Origin of the sequence: Shewanella sp. HL-SH8 (genome assembly GCF_051165765.1) — a bacterium.
Taxonomy (GTDB): Bacteria; Pseudomonadota; Gammaproteobacteria; order Enterobacterales; family Shewanellaceae; genus Shewanella; species Shewanella glacialimarina.
This window is the reverse complement of the sequence record NZ_CP195039.1, coordinates 1068865-1087068: the sequence shown is the minus strand read 5'-3', so window position 1 is coordinate 1087068 and position 18204 is coordinate 1068865. Positions and strand designations below refer to the sequence as shown.

Below are 18204 nucleotides of genomic sequence, written 5' to 3'. Positions count from 1 at the left end.
CCTTGGAGAGAGTATGTCCATGTTTATCACTATTGGCTTATTCAGCCTTAGCACATTAAACGCTAACTTCAATAATACTCAAACCTTGTATGAGGCAGACCATAATCATGTTCAAAAACTGGTGAGTGCAGGCCATATACGTTCTTTAGATGAATGCCTTAACTGGCTAGCTCAATATTGTGATGTTCAGCTAGTAGATGCACAATTATTTCAAGAAAAAGATAAGTGGCGGTATAATTTACAGCTAAAATTAAAACAAGGCCACACTGTAAATCTGCAATTTGATGCACAAAGTGGTACTCTAAATTCGTTAACTCAATTACCTAGTGAATGCACGCAACATGAAACTGCTACTCGTTGAAGATAATCCACTTTTAGTGGCTGAATTAGAAAAGCAACTTAAACAAGCCGGCTATGTTACCGATGTAACAGATAAAGCGGTTGAAGCTGACTATCTTATCAAAGAAACTCAATATGATTGTGTGATACTCGATATTGGTTTACCCGATGGAAATGGGTTAAATCTTATCACTAGTTGGCGTGAAAAAGGCATAGTCACACCAGTAATAATGCTCACAGCACGCTCGCAGTGGCACGAGAAAGTAGAAGGATTTAATGCTGGTGCGGACGATTACCTTGGCAAGCCATTCCATACTCAAGAATTACTTGCTCGCATACAAGCACTGATAAACCGTGCCCATGGCCGAGCAAATACTGCCTCAAAACAGCTTTGCTACGCAGGTATTACATTAGATGAAAACGAGCAAAAAGTGATTGTGGCGGATCAAGAGTTTGAACTAACAGCAATGGAATTCAGGCTGCTTAAAATATTTCTGATGTCACCCAAAAAATTACTATCAAAAACACAGCTAACCGATAAGTTGTATCAATTTGACGATGAAAAAGAAAGTAATGTGGTAGAAGTCTATGTGACTCACTTGCGCAAAAAACTGGGTAAAACAGCGATTGAAACACGCCGAGGACAGGGATATATCTTCCATGGCATAATCGAACAATGATCTCGATTCGCTCTAAGCTCAGCCTATGGTTAACCGGGTTAATCATATTAAGCACGATTATTGGATTAATATTGTTTGAATCTATGCTTAGAGAAGCATTTCACGATTCTATTATTAACCGCTTAGAAGAAGATCTTGAACATGTCATTCTGGCCACTCGATTACAGGATGGTCAAATAGAGATCGATCATCAGCAGCTGTCTAGTTTTTACAAACCAGCCTATTCAGGCCGTTATTTCCAACTTAATTTACCAAACCAGGTGATTAGGTCTCGCTCACTGTGGGACGTTGAGTTAGAAATAGAACCATTAGCCGATTCACAAAAACGTGTCTGGCAGGCAAAAGGCCCGAAAAATAACGATATGCAGTTGCTATCTATTGGCATTGGATCTGATGACACGCCTAATACGGCCACATTAACCGTGGCACAGGATTTAAGCATAGGTAGGCGGGTATTTAGTGAGGTTTTTGGCACTAAACTGGCAATTAATATTGGTATGCTATTGGCAATGATAGCGGGTATTTTTATTATTCTACGTCAGTCTTTTAAACCGGTAAAAAAGATACAGCAGTCGTTAGCCAAATTACGCCAAGGGGAAATCAGCGCCCTAGAGACTCAACATATACCTTCAGAAATAAAACCCTTAGCAGAAACCTATAACCAGCTACTCGACTATACCGCCAAACAGATTGAACGTAGCCGTAACAATCTAGGCAACTTAAGCCACGGGTTAAAGACCCCCTTAGCTATTATGCAGCAGCAAGTAGAAGCCTTAGGATTAACCGATCCAGATGCGGCAATAGCAATGCAACAGCAGCTAGATCAAATCAGAAAAATGATTGAAAGAAAGCTCGCTGCTGCTAGAGTAACCGGTGATATGCTTCCTGCCGCTCAAATGACTGTCGATAAAGATTTTATCAGTTTACTGAATACCCTCAAAAAAGTGTATCGACATAAAGCTGTGACCGAGCATATCCACAACCCACAACAGTTATCACGTATTCCTATTCACCGCGAAGATGGGATGGAGCTGTTTGGTAATTTACTTGATAATGCGTTTAAATGGACAGATTCCTGTGTGCGATTATCATTAAAAAAACAGCACAATCATTCAATTACTATCACAGTAGAAGACGACGGTTCAGGCGTACAACAAGATCAATTAGCTTTGTTAACCGCCAGAGGAAAACGCTTAGACGAGGATGTTATGGGCCATGGCTTAGGTTTATCTATAGTGAAGGAAATTTGCGAGCAGTATGGCTTTCAGCTGCAATTTAACGCCAGTGAACATTTAAGCGGCTTGGCGGTATCCATTGTTATTCCACTCAATAAGCCTGCAATCTAAAACCCAATAAGCGCACAAACGCTGGACATAAAAAAGCCTCACAAAGTGAGGCTTTTAGTAAACCGAATATCGATTACATCATCGCATTAGTACTTTCAAAAATCTTATCAGCAGACGCCGCAACAAATCCAGTATATAGCTTACCATTGTCCATTGGATAACGGCGGGCAAATTCATAAAAACAACTTGGAATTTCTGCATCACCATCGGTAAAGCTAACAACCACTTTATCTGCCATGGTAGAAGATTGCTCTAATAACACTTCAGGTGTGCCTTTGATTTCACCACCAGAAGCATTAAGTAAAAAGCCTGCGTCTTTCAAAGCTTGGTTCACATCTTCGATGCGCTCAAACTCTGGTAAATCATTTATTGATACTGTGAAATGGTTTGCTCTATAACCAATAGCAGCAACCCAGGCAGCATATTCACTTTCAGCCAGTAATGCTTGATAAGTGGCTTTATCAAGCTGCCAGTGACGGCCTGAATAGATGAAGTTATCTGCAACGGTTGCAGCAACATCAATCTGCTCAATAAAGCCTTTAATGGTTTGTTGCAGCGCAGGGCTAAACTCTTCCACTAACAATTCAGAAATAAACACTTTAGGTTGGCTTGGATCTGGATGTTCAAAATGCTTCGCTATCAGCTTTTTCTGCTCAAACTTGTAGTCACCGCAATCAACATAACCAATAGAGGTAAAATGCTTGGCCAGCACACTAAGATTCACTTTATCAATGTTAAACGTACGCAGAGCGATATGATCATTAATGATCGGCGCACCTTTACTCAGCAATTGGTGAATTTTGGCTGCTGATGGGGTCATTTTTATATAGTCTTGCCAGATAGCCGCAAATAACGAATTGACGTCAGTATGCATGGTAAAATCCTTCTAAAAAGCAGATCTTAATTGAGGTCGGGCAATAAGAATCTGTTAAATCACGCTAATTGCGCTTCAAGTATTTGCTTAAAGCGCGCTGGAACTTTGTCTAAAAATCTGACTAAAGTTAAATCGATAAACCAGGGCTTAAACTCGCTGGAAAACTGACACTATCAGCTTCCATCGAAGCCACAGGGTAAGCACAGTAATCAGCAGCATAGAATGCGCTAGCTCGGTGATTACCTGAAGCACCTACGCCACCAAACGGTGCAGCACCAGAAGCACCAGTAATTTGTTTGTTCCAGTTAACAATGCCTGCACGAATACGCGCTAAGAAGTAATCGTAATCTTCTCTGCTGTCAGCTAATAAGCCCGCTGACAAACCATAACGAGTATCATTTGCAAGACGAATTGCTTCATCAAAATCACTGTAGCGAACTAACTGCAGTAAAGGTCCAAAATACTCATCATCTGGCAGTTTGGCTATCGCCGATACGTCAATCAAACCAGGAGAGACAATGCCTGTACCTGCTTCAACTTGTTTCAGTTCAATCAAGGACACGCCACCTAAAGATTGCAATGTCGCTTGCGCAGCAACCATGCCACGCGCTGCCGTTTCAGAGATCATTGATCCCATAAATGGCTGTGGCTGAGCATTCCAGGCACCGACTTTAATTTGTTTCACAGCAACGATAAGTGCAGCAATTAACGCATCGCCTTGAGCACCTGTTTCAACATATAAACGACGAGCACAAGTACAACGCTGGCCTGATGAAATATAGGCTGACTGAATAATATCGTGAACTGCCGCTTTAGTATCGCTAACGCCTTTAATGATTAACGGATTATTACCGCCCATTTCTAAGGCTAATATTTTACCTGGATGACCGGCATATTGTTGATGCAATATATGACCAGTTCGTGAACTACCTGTAAAGAATAAACCATCAATTTGAGGGTGAGAAGCAAGTGCTTTACCGGTATCAACTTCACCTTGAACCAGGTTAATAATCCCTTTTGGTAAGCCTGCTTTTTCCCAGCACTTTAGCATTAACTCAGCGACTTTAGGCGTTAATTCAGATGGCTTGAATACAACAGTATTACCCGCTAATAAGGCCGGTACGATATGACCATTAGGTAAGTGCCCAGGAAAATTATACGGGCCAAACACAGCAACAACACCGTGAGGCTTATGACGTAATACTGCACGACCTGCGGGTAAATCATTGGTCTCAGTGCCTGTGCGCTTGTCATGGGCTTTAGCTGACAAACCAATTTTGCCAATCATAGCGGCTGCTTCTGTCGCGGTTTCCCACTGTGGTTTACCCGTTTCTTGGGCAATAGTTTCAGCCATTTCAGCTTTATGGGCTTCTAACTGATCACGGTAAGCTTCAACAATCGCTAAACGGCCTTGATAGCCTAGCATAAACCAATCAAACTGTGCAGCACGTGCGGCGTCAACCGCGCTGTCTACTTGAGCTGCAGTGGCTGTTTTACCGTGCCAAATAACTTCGCCGTTGGCTGGGTTAATTGATTGCACATCATGGCCTTCGCCAGCTAACCATTTACCTTGAATAAATTGAGTCATCGTATATTCCTATAATGAAAGCACGCGAATTTGTTGACCGTCTTCCACCATTAGCCCTTGGGCAAGTTCTGGTGATAGAACAACATTATCGTGCTCATCAGATACTTTTAGCTTTGCCGCGGTTGCGCGATAATCTGCTAGTTTAGTATTTGAAATTATGAATTGGGTGTCGGTATGATGCGCTTTGCCAATTTCAACAGTTAATAAACGACTGCGTTTAACCGACTTAATATCGTTTAATCCACATTCAACCGTTGGGCCACCATCAAAAATATCGACATAGTTTCTAAACTTAAAGCCTTCAGCTTGCAGTAAACGCAAAGCTGGCTTGGTGTTGTGATGTACTTCACCAATCACTTTCTGGGCTTTTTTAGGCAGTAAGCACACATAAACTGGGTTGCGCGGCATCATTTCGGCCATAAAGGCTTTTTTACCTAAACCTGATAAGTAATCAGCTTCAACAAAATCAATGCCAAGAAAATGCTTCTGTAGCCACTGATAAAAAGGCGAGTCACCTTTGTCATCGCTGACCCCACGCATTTCAGCAATCACAGTCTCACCGAAGCGGTGTTTATGCTGCGCCAACAGTAAAAATCGTGAACGCGATAGCATGCGACCATTATTGCCTTTGCGGTATGCATCCTTTAAAAACAAAGTACATAATTCTGCTGCACCAGTGTAATCGTGGCATAACGTCAGGGTTTCAACTTCGTTACGCACAGCAATTTGTTGTGAATGATAGACCTCTGTACCTAATCGGTAATGATAGAATGCATCTTCCATACCCACTGCGGCTTCAATACCGCAAGTACCTACAACTTGTTGTGTGCTTGTGTCCTCAAGAACCATTAAATAGCTTTCATCAAAAGGCTTATTAACGTCTTTGGAAAAAGATGATTCAGCCCTTGCAATCTTCGAACGCAGTAATTCTTCATTTACTGGTAAAGAAGTAAATCCGTGTCCAGACTCTACAGCAATATCGTAGAGCGCTTGATAATCGTTGGCACGGATCGGACGTATGATTAACATCTAAATCTCCTCATGGTGCAAGATGGATAAGGCGTTAACAACTAAAGTAAACGCCTCTATCTAACACTTACCCAAACAAAAGGAGCGCAGCAAGCTGCACTCCTTTTGTATTAACCTGCAACCACTTTGGCTACAGCACGTTCAAAACGCGCTAAACCTTCAGCGATATCAGCTTCTGGGATAACCAGTGATGGAGCAAAACGAACCACATTGGCACCAGCCATAAGGGTCATAACCCCCTCTGCAACTGACGCGACTAAGAAATCACGGCTACGACCTTCATATTTTTCGTTTAGCACAGCACCTAACAACATACCTTTACCACGGACTTCACTAAATACGTGATACTTTTCATTAATTACCGCTAAACCATCACGGAATAACTGTTCACGATGTTTTACACCGTCTAAGACTTCTTTGGTATTAACGACATCCATTACCGCATTACCTATAGCACAAGCCAATGGATTACCACCGTATGTTGAACCGTGGGTACCTATTTTAAGGTGTGCGGCAATTTTAGCTGTTGTTAGCATAGCTGCGATTGGGAACCCGCCACCTAATGCTTTAGCACTGGTTAAAATATCAGGCACTATATCAGTACCCATATAAGCAAATAATTCACCAGTACGACCTACACCTGTTTGCACTTCATCAAAAATGACCAATGCATCGTGCTTGTCAGCTAATGCGCGAACCGCTTTTAAGAATTCAGGATCGCCATTGATAATACCGCCCTCGCCTTGTAAAGGTTCAAGCATGATGGCGCAGGTATTGTCAGAAACAACGGCTTCTAATGCTGCGATATCATTGAATGGTACATGAGTGATACTTTGTGGCTTAGGACCGAAACCATCTGAATAAGCCGCTTGACCACCGACAGTGACGGTGAAAAAAGTACGACCATGGAAAGCTTTATCAAAGGCAATAATTTGATCTTTTTGTGGCCCGTGGTTATCTAAAGCATAACGACGTGCTAATTTTAAAGCCGCTTCGTTTGCTTCTGCACCAGAGTTTGCAAAATAAACACGTTCAGCAAACGTAGCGTTAACTAATTTTGTAGCTAATGCTAAAGCTGGTTCGTTCGTCATCACGTTCGATAAATGCCACAGTTTCTCGCCCTGCTCTTTTAACGCTGACACTAATGCAGGATGACAATGTCCTAAACAGTTAACGGCTATACCACCAGCAAAATCGATAAATTCATTACCGTTTTGATCCCAAACACGGCTACCTTCGCCTTTAACGGGAATTACCGCTGCAGGCGCATAATTAGGCACCATGACTTCATCAAATTGGGCGCGGTTAAGATTCATTTCAACAGTCATTCCATTTCATCCTTCATTTTGTGTAAACGGCCGCAAAGCCGCTATATATCGCCGTTTTCTTTGTTATATAGTCTTGAAACGACGACTGCTTGTATACAGTATTAGTTATTATTAACGAAAATGTGATCAAAATACCAGTTATCAACAATTAACTTCTGTTAAGACGCGTCTAAAACTGAATAAAGATTGATAAAAATGACTAAACGAAGCGCTTTAATAGGGGCTTTACAGCATAAGTAGTCATAAAAAAAGTTATTTGACTGTTTTTAACGGCACAATTGGTCAATTGTGCATAATTACACACTATTAACATTGTTATATGCATTGCGCTTGGGTAGACGAAGCGAATTAAGTTAGATCTAACTTACGGTAGTTTTGCGCTTTTAGACGGATCACTTCTTGTTGACTAAATTCATAATAATCAAGCATCACTTTTCGCTCTTGTGGTGCGAGTAATTGATGTTCTTCTAATAATATTATTTTAGCAAAGCAACTTGCTTTGGCTACGATAGATGCATCAATCGATAACTCATTAAAATGATAATCTTGATCTAATTCTTTTAAGACTTTGGTAATCGAGCTTTGTTCAAAATCTAGCTGTTCAAGTAATTGCCAGTTTAAGTGATGTCCATGATCAATAACTTGGTTAAATACTTGTTGCGCAGGAAACTCTGTCGCCATCACAGCATCATAAACTTCTTTATCGCGACTACCACTAGCCTCTCTCAGCCAGGTACCCCAATACTTTTCAAATAAACGCGCGCTATTAGATAAAATAACTGAGGTGCCTAATTGATACAAAAGTGCACAGGTGTAGCTGATATGTGTTGGACGGTTATGCAATATCGCTAACGCTTGCGCAGCAATAGCGGTAATCATGCTGTATCGCCATAACTTTCGGGTTGTCCAAAGTAGATTGGCATGGCCACTTGGTAGCCAATTTCTGATACAAAAATAGGGGATCAATAAACGTAAGTTTTCTAAACCGATATAATTCAATATCAATTTAATATCCGTGACCTGTACATCTGAGTTTTTAGGACGTCTATGTGTGGATGCAGGACTATTTATTAAGGTAACAAGATCCCTCGTTAACCAAGGAAGGCTAGCTATAATAGGCCGGATACGATTAATATTAGGATCTTTTTCTAGCAGTAAATCGAGCAATAAAATTTGACTATCTTGTATACCTGAGCTGGCTAACAAGCTGTCAAGGTTGGTTAGCTTATGTTCGACGGCATTATTCACTGTATCGACAAGTTGAGCAGAAATAGCCTTATAAATAGCTTTAGCTTCTGCCTGCTTATCTAACCTAAGCTGAATAGCTTTACGCTCGATTTCCAATTTATTGGCATCTTGTTCCAGTTTTTCATTAGCATCATCCTCCATGGCGGCCGCTGTATGCTTGCCAACAATAAGGTGTTGATATAGACGCCGTTCAATTTCAATCAATTTACCAGGACGAACGCCACCTGCTGTCGATACTGTCACTCAAATAAATCCTGTAATTAATCATAGGTAACATAATAAAAATTAAGGCTTCCTAAAGGAAGCCTTAATTTGATTAACCAAGGTTATTTCTTTAACTCTTGTTCAAATAGTTTATAAATTCGACGATATTCATCTAACCAGCTTGATGGCTGTTTAAAACCATGGGGTTCGACAGGATAAATTGCCGTTTCAAACATCGGTTTTTCAAGTTCAATTAAACGTTGCACCAAGCGCACGCTATCTTGGAAGAAAACGTTATCATCCAATACACCTGTCATAATCAATAACGGTTTTTGCAATCCATCAGCATGTTCTATTGGCGAACTACGCTCATAGGCAATAGGGTCGATATCCGGTGTATTGAGGATATTAGAGGTATACGGCGCATTATAATGTGCCCAATCGGTTACAGGACGTAATGCAGCCCCTGCCTGAAATAACTCTGGTTCATTAAATAGTGCCATAAAGGTTAAGAAGCCACCGTATGAACCGCCATAAGTACCGACTTTAGCCGCATTAACATTGGCGTTATTTGTCATCCAAGATACACCATCTTTTAAGTCTTCAACTTCAGGGGTACCCATATTACGGTAAACAGCTGTGCGCCAGTCGCGGCCATAACCTTTCGAACCACGAAAATCCATGTCCATCACAACATAGCCCTGTTGCGCTAACATATTGTGGAACATAAATTCACGGAAGTATCCTGAAAAGCCATAATGGGCATTTTGCAGGTAACCCGCACCATGATTAAAAATTACGGCTGGGTATTTGTCTGCGCCCTGAGCCTCGAACCCTTGAGGCAAATACACTCTGGCATAAACTTCACCCGCACCATGATTAGAAGGCACAGCGACCACTTTAGGGGCTTGCCAAGCATATGCTTTGAACGCATCACTTGTGTAATCGGTTAATTGAGAAAGTTTTCCACCAATAGGCTGAAGGTACAACTCGTTAGGTTTAATGAGTGACGAAGCATCAAGTAATAACGATTGTCCATCCGGACTTAATACATACGATAAAGTACCAAACCAGTTAGTCAGCTGTTCAATTTTTCCCGATTCAATTTCTACACGGTAAACGTTATAACTACCAGGATGATCGGCATTAGCCCGATACACAATATGCTTAGCGTCTGGCGATAATGTCACATCATCAACCACAAACTTACCTTGAGTCAGTGCTCGTGCTTTTTGGCCCACTGTTTTTACATATAAATGTGAATAACCCGTTTCTTCTGATAAAAAGTAAAAGCTATCAGAGTTAGGCAACCAACCATATTGATTAAAATTATAGTTAACCCATGCATCGTCATGTAAACGATGCTCAGTTGTTAAGGATCCTTTATCTAAATCAACTGAAGCTATCCAGCGATCTTTATTGTCTACGGCTTCAATCATAACAAGCAGTTTATTTTTTGTTGGGTGCCATTGGATCGCGCTTTGGCTCCACTCCCAATCTTGCATTAATTGAATTAAACGTGGTGACTTTTTGCTTTCATATTTCTCACCCTTAGCCACTGCATTTTCTTGTTTAACGTCAGCAAGCACATCTTCATCAAAACCCGTTAGCCCTTCGATGGTAATATCTTTTTTAACATGCTCATTTAAATCTAATAATACTAAACGTTGACCAGGGAATTTATCTTCGGCAACCCTAGACCTCGCTGGCACAGGATCAACATAGCCATCTTGCCCAAGATAATTGGGCATAATGTCGTGCTCGGCTCGCCAGGAATAATTTTTGTCAGTTAAGGCCAAAATGGCATAGCGTCCATCAGCCGACAAACTGATATCAGAAACCACTTCAGAATCACCTAAATACCAGGTCTTGGCAGCAAAGCTAGGATCGGCATCCGCTAACTGTTGTTGGTATTGTTGTTGTGCTTTGGCGTTATCATGCTGCAGTGCAACGTATTCGATTAAACGATGTTGCTGCTTAGCAATATAAGAGCTTGGATCCTGGATTAGTTTAGGCTCATTTGCCATTTGGATATTAGCAATCTGTTCAATCAATCCTGATGACTGATGTAAACGAAAAATATTATTTCCCTGCCAGTAAGCTAAATCATCATTAGAAAGAAAACGCACACCGCTGATGGCAGCATTTTGTTTAGTCACTTGCTTAATTTCACCATCAGTTAAATCTTTAACAAAAAGGTTGCCCTGGTAAAGGTAGGCTTTTTTAGTGCCAGCTAAATTAAGTACCGCGTTTTTTTGATCGGCTAAATGCAGTTGATCTAAATTTAGTTTACTAGCCGTTTTTTGAGCTACACCTTGTAGGTAATAATCCGCTACAGGAGCTTGGTGGGCTTGGCGTTTATAATAAACGGACTGGCTATCGTCTGACCAATAAGCATCTTGGGCAAAAATGCCCATCCAATCTGGGTTAGCCATGATTTGGTTTAACGTTAATGGCTGTTCGGCTTTTGGAGGCTGCTCTAAGGCTACTTGAACAGATACGTTATTGTTCAGGGTATTAATTTGAGCAGGAGCTTGTGCTGTAGCACTGCATCCACTCACAAGTGCCAGTGTTAACGCACTAAAAGCAAAACGACGAATGAAAGGCGAAGTGATCGCAAAACCAGACATAATTATCCCTATAATGATGATGTTATTATTTTAGGGATACTTTATAGCACAAGTGTATACGATATTTCGCGCAGATTTATGGGGAAAGTTGTAACAGAATGACTTTATAAATCACATTATAAAGCTACTTTTACATCATTGGCGCAGAAAATTAGCCAACAATTCATGACCCTGTTCGGTCAATATTGCCTCAGGATGAAATTGAACACTGTAAAGCGGCATATTAAGATGACTCATGCCCATTATTTCACAGCCATGAATGGGGTCATCAAACCAAGCATCAAGGACAAAACCTTCAGGCAATGCATCAACAAGTAATGAATGATAACGAGCAACGGTTAACGGCTGATTTAACCCTTGAAATAAACCTTTTCCCGTATGCTTTATTGCACTAGTTTTTCCATGCATAACCCGTTTTGCGCGTACCACATTAGCACCGAAAACCTGCGCAATAACTTGATGGCCTAAACATACACCAAGAATAGGTAACTTGCCGGCAAAATGGCGAACAACATCGAGTGAAACTCCAGCCTCATTAGGGGAACAGGGGCCGGGTGATATCACAATGTGCGTCGGTGATATACTCTCTATATCAGCAAGTGTAATTTCGTCATTTCGCTTAACCACAATATCTTCACCTAGTGCTTGAAAGTATTGCACTAAATTAAAGGTAAAAGAATCGTAATTATCTATCATTAGCAACATGTAACTGTCCAACTGAGTGGATATAACACCATTAAAAAAACCAGCCAAAGGGCTGGTTTTTAGTAGACCTTATGTTGTTATTTTACAACAGTGAGGTGGCTTTTACGCTTAGGTTTTTCATCAGTTTTTTCTGGTACTGATTTATCTATCGTAGTATCAACAGAAGTTAAACCTGGTGATGTCACTTTGGTTTCATCATCAGTAACATAAGCATCTTCTATATCAAATACGGTACCAGAACCATTTTCACGCGCGTAGATAGCAATAATAGATGCCATAGGCAAGTAAACTTGCTGAGGTACGCCGCCAAAACGGGCACTGAATTCAACTGCGTCATTATTCATTTGTAAATTAACTACAGCACCTGTGGCTATATTTAATACAATCTGTCCATCTTTAACAAATTGCTGAGGTACTTGAGTATCTTTTACAAATGCATCAACCACAACATGCGGCGTAAAGTGGTTATCCATCAACCACTCATAATAAGCCCGCAACAGGTAAGGACGGTTTGGAGTAATGCTTTTCATTACATACCCATGCGCATTTCGCGCTCAGCCTCTGTTAATGATGCTTTAAATGATTCACGCTCAAAAATACGTGTCATATAAGCATTAATCTCTTTAGCTGTACGAGGATCTAAATTGATACCTAATACTGGTAAACGCCACAATAGTGGGCCTAAATAACAGTCAGCTAAACCAAAGTCTTCATTCATGAAGTAAGGCATTTCAGCAAATACTGGTGCCAAAGCAACTAAACTTTCAGTTAACTCTTTACGAGCAGCATCAGCTTTATCACCATTGCGAATACGATCAACAAGTACATACCAATCGGTATCGATGCGATGCATCATCAAGCGGCTTTGACCACGTGATACAGGGTAAACAGGCATAAGTGGTGGATGCGGGAAACGCTCGTCCAAATATTCCATGATGATACGAGATTCATATAACACTAATTCGCGGTCAACTAACGTTGGCACAGAGTTATATGGATTTACTTCAAGTAAATCTTCTGGCATTTCACTTGGGTCTACCTGTAAAACATCAACGGTAACCCCTTTCTCAGCCAATACGATACGCACTTGATGGCTATATAAATCATCGGCACCTGAAAACAGTGTCATGATAGAGCGTTTGTTGGCAGCTACAGCCATTTATACTCTCCAGAAATCTAAAAAAACAAAACAAACGAGGGGCTAAGCCCCTCGTTTACATTACGCGGATAATACATTTTACCCGTTATTTGATGCTAGTGCACATCTTTCCAGTATTCTTTCTTCAACAAGTAAGCAATGATGAAGAAAATAAACAGGAATCCGAGTACCCACCAACCTAATGCTTCACGCTCTAACTTAACAGGGTCGCCCGAATAAACTAGGAAACCGGTTAAGTCACGTACAGCTTGGTCGTACTCTTCAGCAGACATTGAACCACCTGTAGTCACTAGATTACCATGTTCATCTTTTACACTAAGACCTTGAAGTTCTTGTAAAACATGCGGCATACCGACTAGTGGAAATACTGTGTTATTAACACCAAATGGACGGCTTTCATCAGCGTAGAAACCTTTTAGGTAAGTATAAACCCAATCGGCACCACGTACGCGAGCAACTAAGGTCAAGTCTGGTGGCGCTGCACCAAACCATTTAGCCGCATCAACCGTAGGAATGGCGTTTTCCATTAATTCACCCGTTTTAGCATCGGTGAACATGTACTTGTTACGCATATCGTCTGTTGAAATACCTAAATCGGTAGCAACACGGTCATAACGTTGGTACTGAGTACTGTGACAACCAGAGCAATAATGTTGGAATAAATCCAAACCACGCTCTAATGATGCTTTGTCATGCAGGTCAACGTTAGCACTTTCTAAATCAACTTCATGTCCACCTGCTGCCATTGCGAGCGATGGCAACAATGTAACTAATGCTATTAATAACTTTTTCATTAGTGAGTCACCCTCGTAGGTACTGGCTTTGTTTTCTCATTCTTACTATAGACCCACAGGGCTACGAAGAAACCAAAGTAAGTGAAAGTGAATATACGTGCCGCAATAGTTAACTCAGGAGTTGCAGGAACCACACCTAAATAACCTAAGATAATGAACGACACAGTAAATTGTGCAATGTTGATCTTGTGAATCAAGCTACGGTAGCGAATAGACTTAACTCTACAACGGTCAATCCAAGGCAGAATAAATAATACTGCAATAGACAGTCCCATAGCGACAACACCCAATAACTTATCAGGAACTGCACGTAAAATGGCATAGAATGGTGTGAAGTACCAAACAGGTGCTATATGAGCAGGAGTTTTCATTGGATTAGCCGCTTCAAAGTTTGGCTTTTCAAGGAAGTATCCGCCACCTTCAGGCATGAAGAACAACACATAACAGAACACGATTAAGAAACCAGCTACACCCATAATATCTTTTACAGTGTAGTAAGGGTGGAATGGAATACCATCAATAGGCCATCCGTTCTCATCTTTGTTCTTTTTAATTTCAACGCCATCAGGGTTATTTGAGCCGACCTCATGCAAGGCTATTAAGTGTAAGAACACTAATACAACTAATACAAGTGGAAGCGCAATAACGTGTAACGCGAAGAAACGGTTTAGTGTTGCACCCGAAATAACATAATCGCCACGGATCCAAAGTGTTAGGTCATCACCAATAAAGGGAATAGCACCAAACAATGAAATAATTACCTGCGCACCCCAGTAAGACATTTGTCCCCAAGGTAATAAGTAACCCATGAATGCTTCAGCCATCAGCACAAGGAAAATCAACATACCAAACAGCCACAATAGCTCTCTTGGCTTTTGATAAGAACCGTAGATTAATCCGCGGAACATGTGCATATAGATAACAAAGAAGAACGCCGATGCACCCGTAGAGTGCATATAACGTAACAACCAACCGTACTCAACATCACGCATGATGTATTCAACTGAAGCAAAAGCACCTTCAGCTGTTGGTACGTAATTCATCGTTAACCAAATACCCGTCAGCAGCTGGTTAACTAGAACTAATAATGCTAATGAACCAAAAAAGTACCAAAAGTTAAAGTTCTTTGGTGTCGCATACTGCCCTATATGACGGTTATAGGTAGCCGTCATTGGAATGCGCGCATCGATCCAATCAATAATGTTCTTAACCATTACGCAGCTCCCGTATCTTCACCGATAATTACGTTGGCATCATCGATATATTTATGCGGCGGGACTACGAGGTTCAATGGAGCAGGAACACCCGAAAACACGCGACCAGCCATGTCAAATTTAGAACCATGACACGGACAAAAGAAACCAGATGTGACACCCTCAACCTGCTCACCAAATGAATCAGGCAAATAAGTTGGAGAACATCCTAAATGGGTACAAATACCAACGGCAATAAAGAATTCAGGCTTGATAGAACGTGCAGGGTTAGTTGCATATTCTGGCTGCTGCATTTCTTCAGATGCTGGGTCACGTAGTTGGCTGTCTAATGTTTGAAGAGTATTTAGTACAGCTTCTGTACGACGAACTACCCAAACCGGTTTTCCGCGCCATTCGACACGAATTAACTGACCTGGCTCTACTTTACTAATATTTACTTCGACCGGCGCACCTGCAGCTTTCGCTTTGGCACTCGGATTCCATGACTTGATGAAAGGAACCGCTACAGCAACGGCTCCTGCACCACCAACTACGGCGGTTGCGGCTGTCAGGAATCTGCGACGTCCGGTATCGACTGGCGCATTGCTCATCCACTTATCTCCCAGAGGGTGTTGGAATTTTTATATTTCAATAGTTTAACCTCTAAAAAAGGTAGTGTTAAACTATCATAGTTTGAGGCAGGGCTCATTATAGCGAAAAATTAGAAGCAGATCATAGAGAAAACACACAACTAAATTGCGGATTAAGCCACTTTGGCTTAAAAATATTATTTTTTCTGCTTTGAAGATGTTGTTTTCGTATTAATAAAGTAACATAAAAACAAGCTAACACACTGGTTTAAATAACTAAATAATCAACAAAGATTAACTAATTTAGACAAAGGTAGCGAGATGAAAAAAATAATTATTTTTATATGAAACGATCAATAACTCTACCGAACTTCAGACACAAAAAAGCCCGATATTCATCGGGCTTTTACTCGCAAACTAACAAGTTAGCTTTATTTTCCGTCCATCGACTTCATGTACTTGAAAAAATCACTTTCAGGTTCTAACACCATAATATCTGAATTACCGGAAAAACTTTCTTTGTAAGCTTCTAAGCTACGTAAAAAGCCGTAAAACTCAGCATCTTTGTTATAAGCATCAGCGTAAATCTTAGCCGCTAGCGCATCACCTTCACCACGAATGGTTAATGCATTACGTTCAGCGCCTGCGACCTTAACTGTCACACCGGCATCGGTCGTTGCACGGATGATTTCAGCTTGCTCTTTACCTTGAGCACGATGCTCTTTTGCCACAGCTTGACGCTCAGCACGCATACGTTGGTAAATACTATTACTCACATTTGCAGGTAAGTTGATTTGCTTAACACGTACATCAACCACTTCAATACCCAAATTTGCAGCACTTTCAGAAGCATTAGTTAACGCATCAATTTGCAGTTCATCGCGCTTTCCAGAGACAATTTCTTTAATTGTACGGCGACCAAACTCAGTACGTAAGTCGTTACTGATTTTTGCTTGTAATAGCTTTTCCGCGTTGGCTTTAATACCTGCGTTTGTTGAAAGATAATACTTTTCAAAATCACTAATACGCCATTTAACGTATGAATCAACCATTAGATCTTTCTTTTCAGAAGTCACAAAACGATCTGCAGCGCCATCTAGAGTTTGAATGCGGGCATCCATGTATCTAGGTTTATCAATAACAGGCCACTTAAAGTGTAATCCTGGAATGAAGACACGCGTAACGTCCTCGCCATCGATATTGTCTTTAACAACTTTACCAAAACGAGAAACTATCGCACGCTCGCCTTCATTGACAACCATGACAGATGAAAAACCAAGACCTAAGATAACAACAAGAAGAATTAAACCTAATCTACCCATGAGTTATCCCCTCCCTTGACGAGTGCGTTCTTCACGAGATAAGCGTCCATCCGTAGGAACACTTGTCATCGGGATATTGGCACTACCTGATACTGAATTAATATGACGCTCAACTTCTGGCTCAGCGGCTTTACCGTCAGCTTTATTGTTGTTCATCAGCTTATCTAATGGTAAATACATTAGATTACCGTTGTTTTTAGCATCAATTAATACTTTGTTGGTACCAGACATCACTTCTTGCATTGCGTCTAAATACAAACGCGTACGAGTTACACTTGGTGCAGCTTTATATTCAGGTAATAACTTCTCAAATCGAGCGACTTTACCTTCAGCTTCAAGTACAACACGTTGTTTGTAAGCATTGGCTTGCTGTGACATACGTTCAACTTGGCCACGAGCTTTTGGCTCAATCTCACGAGAATAAGCTTCTGCTTCACGAATAAAGCGTTGCTCATCTTCCTGCGCAGAAATGGCATCATCAAATGCATCTTTCACTTCTTCAGGAGGACGTGCTGGTAAAAAGTTAACGTCACGAATTTGTAAGCCTATTTTATAAGGTTCAATAATGCGCTCTAACTCTTTCCAGGTATCACGTCGAATTGCGTCACGCCCAGTGGTTAAAATGTCATCCATTCGGTTGTGACCAATGACATAACGCAGCGCGCTGTCGGTTGCTTCACGCAAACTGGCGTTGGCATCAACAGCACTGAACAAATATTCATATGCATCTGACACGCTATATTGAACCACAAGCTCAACTTTCACGGCGTTTTCATCGGATGTCAGCATACTGCCCGATGCAGGAACCGAACGGAACGTTTCCACATCAACGGTTGTCACTTCATCAATAAAGGTTGCCTTCCAGTGTAAACCTGAGCTCACTTCACCAATGTGTTGACCAAAACGGAGTAATACACCACGCTCAGCTTCTTTAACTGTGTATAGACCAGACAATGCCCAAATAATCAGGGCAATCAAGGCAAACACAATCAATATAGATGAGTTAAATGGCTGACCTGGAGCGCTATTACCGCCCTTGCCACCAAAACGTTTTGATAAGTTACGAAATACTTCGTCTAGATCTGGTGGTCCTTTATCGTTACCACCCTTATTTCCCCAAGGGTCTTTACTTCCCTTGTTACCGGGCTCATTCCAAGCCATTTAGCACTCCATAA

At 41.2% G+C, this 18204-nt stretch carries 17 protein-coding genes; 3 read left to right on the top strand and 14 right to left on the bottom strand.

All coding sequences use genetic code 11. The features are described 5' to 3' along the window. Positions 1–13: 13 nt before the first annotated feature. Genes ACRWQN_RS04915 through ACRWQN_RS04905 form a run of 3 tightly spaced genes read left to right on the top strand, consistent with a single transcriptional unit; the run spans position 14 to position 2365 of the window. A complete protein-coding gene (locus ACRWQN_RS04915) occupies positions 14–361 on the top strand; it encodes a PepSY domain-containing protein (RefSeq protein WP_226411183.1) in 348 nt (115 codons plus the stop codon). After that, on the top strand, positions 342–1019 hold the full coding sequence (locus tag ACRWQN_RS04910; protein ID WP_434939958.1) for a response regulator: 678 nt from the start codon (positions 342–344) through the stop codon (positions 1017–1019). Before ACRWQN_RS04915 ends, ACRWQN_RS04910 begins: the two co-directional genes overlap by 20 nt. Beyond that, positions 1016–2365 (top strand): ATP-binding protein, encoded by a 1350-nt coding sequence (locus ACRWQN_RS04905; RefSeq protein WP_434939957.1) that lies wholly within the window; start codon positions 1016–1018, stop codon positions 2363–2365. The genes ACRWQN_RS04910 and ACRWQN_RS04905 overlap by 4 nt, the downstream gene beginning before the upstream one ends. Before the next feature lie 73 nt (positions 2366–2438). Here ACRWQN_RS04905 and ACRWQN_RS04900 read toward each other — a convergent pair whose 3' ends face one another. From ACRWQN_RS04900 to hflK, 14 genes are all read right to left on the bottom strand, one after another. Continuing rightward, positions 2439–3239: a DUF1338 domain-containing protein gene (locus ACRWQN_RS04900; protein ID WP_434930513.1), complete on the bottom strand. Its 801-nt coding sequence runs from the start codon at positions 3237–3239 to the stop codon at positions 2439–2441. A 127-nt stretch (positions 3240–3366) separates the two neighbouring features. Beyond that, positions 3367–4827 carry a succinylglutamate-semialdehyde dehydrogenase gene (gene astD / locus ACRWQN_RS04895; RefSeq protein WP_226411192.1) on the bottom strand — a complete coding sequence of 487 codons (1461 nt, stop codon included), beginning with the start codon at positions 4825–4827 and terminating at the stop codon, positions 3367–3369. Positions 4828–4836: 9 nt separating this feature from the next. Further along, the gene (gene astA / locus ACRWQN_RS04890) at positions 4837–5856 is read right to left on the bottom strand and encodes an arginine N-succinyltransferase (RefSeq protein WP_434928267.1); all 1020 of its coding nucleotides are present in this window, start codon (positions 5854–5856) and stop codon (positions 4837–4839) included. 110 nt (positions 5857–5966) lie between these two features. After that, positions 5967–7184 (bottom strand): aspartate aminotransferase family protein, encoded by a 1218-nt coding sequence (locus tag ACRWQN_RS04885; RefSeq protein ID WP_434930515.1) that lies wholly within the window; start codon positions 7182–7184, stop codon positions 5967–5969. Between the two features lie 348 nt (positions 7185–7532). Continuing rightward, entirely contained in the window at positions 7533–8675 is a 1143-nt protein-coding gene (locus ACRWQN_RS04880) for an HDOD domain-containing protein (protein WP_434928265.1), read from the bottom strand. Between the two features lie 83 nt (positions 8676–8758). Continuing rightward, positions 8759–11266 (bottom strand): prolyl oligopeptidase family serine peptidase, encoded by a 2508-nt coding sequence (locus tag ACRWQN_RS04875; RefSeq protein ID WP_434939956.1) that lies wholly within the window; start codon positions 11264–11266, stop codon positions 8759–8761. Between the two features lie 135 nt (positions 11267–11401). Further along, positions 11402–11971, bottom strand: coding sequence for an anthranilate synthase component II (locus ACRWQN_RS04870; RefSeq protein ID WP_434928263.1), 570 nt, complete (start codon positions 11969–11971; stop codon positions 11402–11404). Between the two features lie 77 nt (positions 11972–12048). Then, a complete protein-coding gene (locus ACRWQN_RS04865; protein ID WP_434939955.1) occupies positions 12049–12501 on the bottom strand; it encodes a ClpXP protease specificity-enhancing factor in 453 nt (150 codons plus the stop codon). After that, positions 12501–13130, bottom strand: coding sequence for a stringent starvation protein SspA (gene sspA, locus ACRWQN_RS04860; RefSeq protein ID WP_226411205.1), 630 nt, complete (start codon positions 13128–13130; stop codon positions 12501–12503). Before sspA ends, ACRWQN_RS04865 begins: the two co-directional genes overlap by 1 nt. 95 nt (positions 13131–13225) lie before the next feature. Next, positions 13226–13924: a cytochrome c1 gene (locus tag ACRWQN_RS04855; RefSeq protein WP_434928261.1), complete on the bottom strand. Its 699-nt coding sequence runs from the start codon at positions 13922–13924 to the stop codon at positions 13226–13228. Beyond that, positions 13924–15138 (bottom strand): cytochrome b, encoded by a 1215-nt coding sequence (locus ACRWQN_RS04850; protein ID WP_226411209.1) that lies wholly within the window; start codon positions 15136–15138, stop codon positions 13924–13926. The genes ACRWQN_RS04855 and ACRWQN_RS04850 overlap by 1 nt, the downstream gene beginning before the upstream one ends. Continuing rightward, positions 15138–15728: a ubiquinol-cytochrome c reductase iron-sulfur subunit gene (petA, locus tag ACRWQN_RS04845; RefSeq protein ID WP_226411210.1), complete on the bottom strand. Its 591-nt coding sequence runs from the start codon at positions 15726–15728 to the stop codon at positions 15138–15140. The genes ACRWQN_RS04850 and petA overlap by 1 nt, the downstream gene beginning before the upstream one ends. Positions 15729–16138: 410 nt before the next feature. Continuing rightward, a complete protein-coding gene (hflC, locus tag ACRWQN_RS04840; RefSeq protein ID WP_434928259.1) occupies positions 16139–17029 on the bottom strand; it encodes a protease modulator HflC in 891 nt (296 codons plus the stop codon). Positions 17030–17032: 3 nt separating this feature from the next. Continuing rightward, positions 17033–18190 carry an FtsH protease activity modulator HflK gene (gene hflK, locus ACRWQN_RS04835; protein WP_434939954.1) on the bottom strand — a complete coding sequence of 386 codons (1158 nt, stop codon included), beginning with the start codon at positions 18188–18190 and terminating at the stop codon, positions 17033–17035. Positions 18191–18204 lie beyond the last annotated feature (14 nt).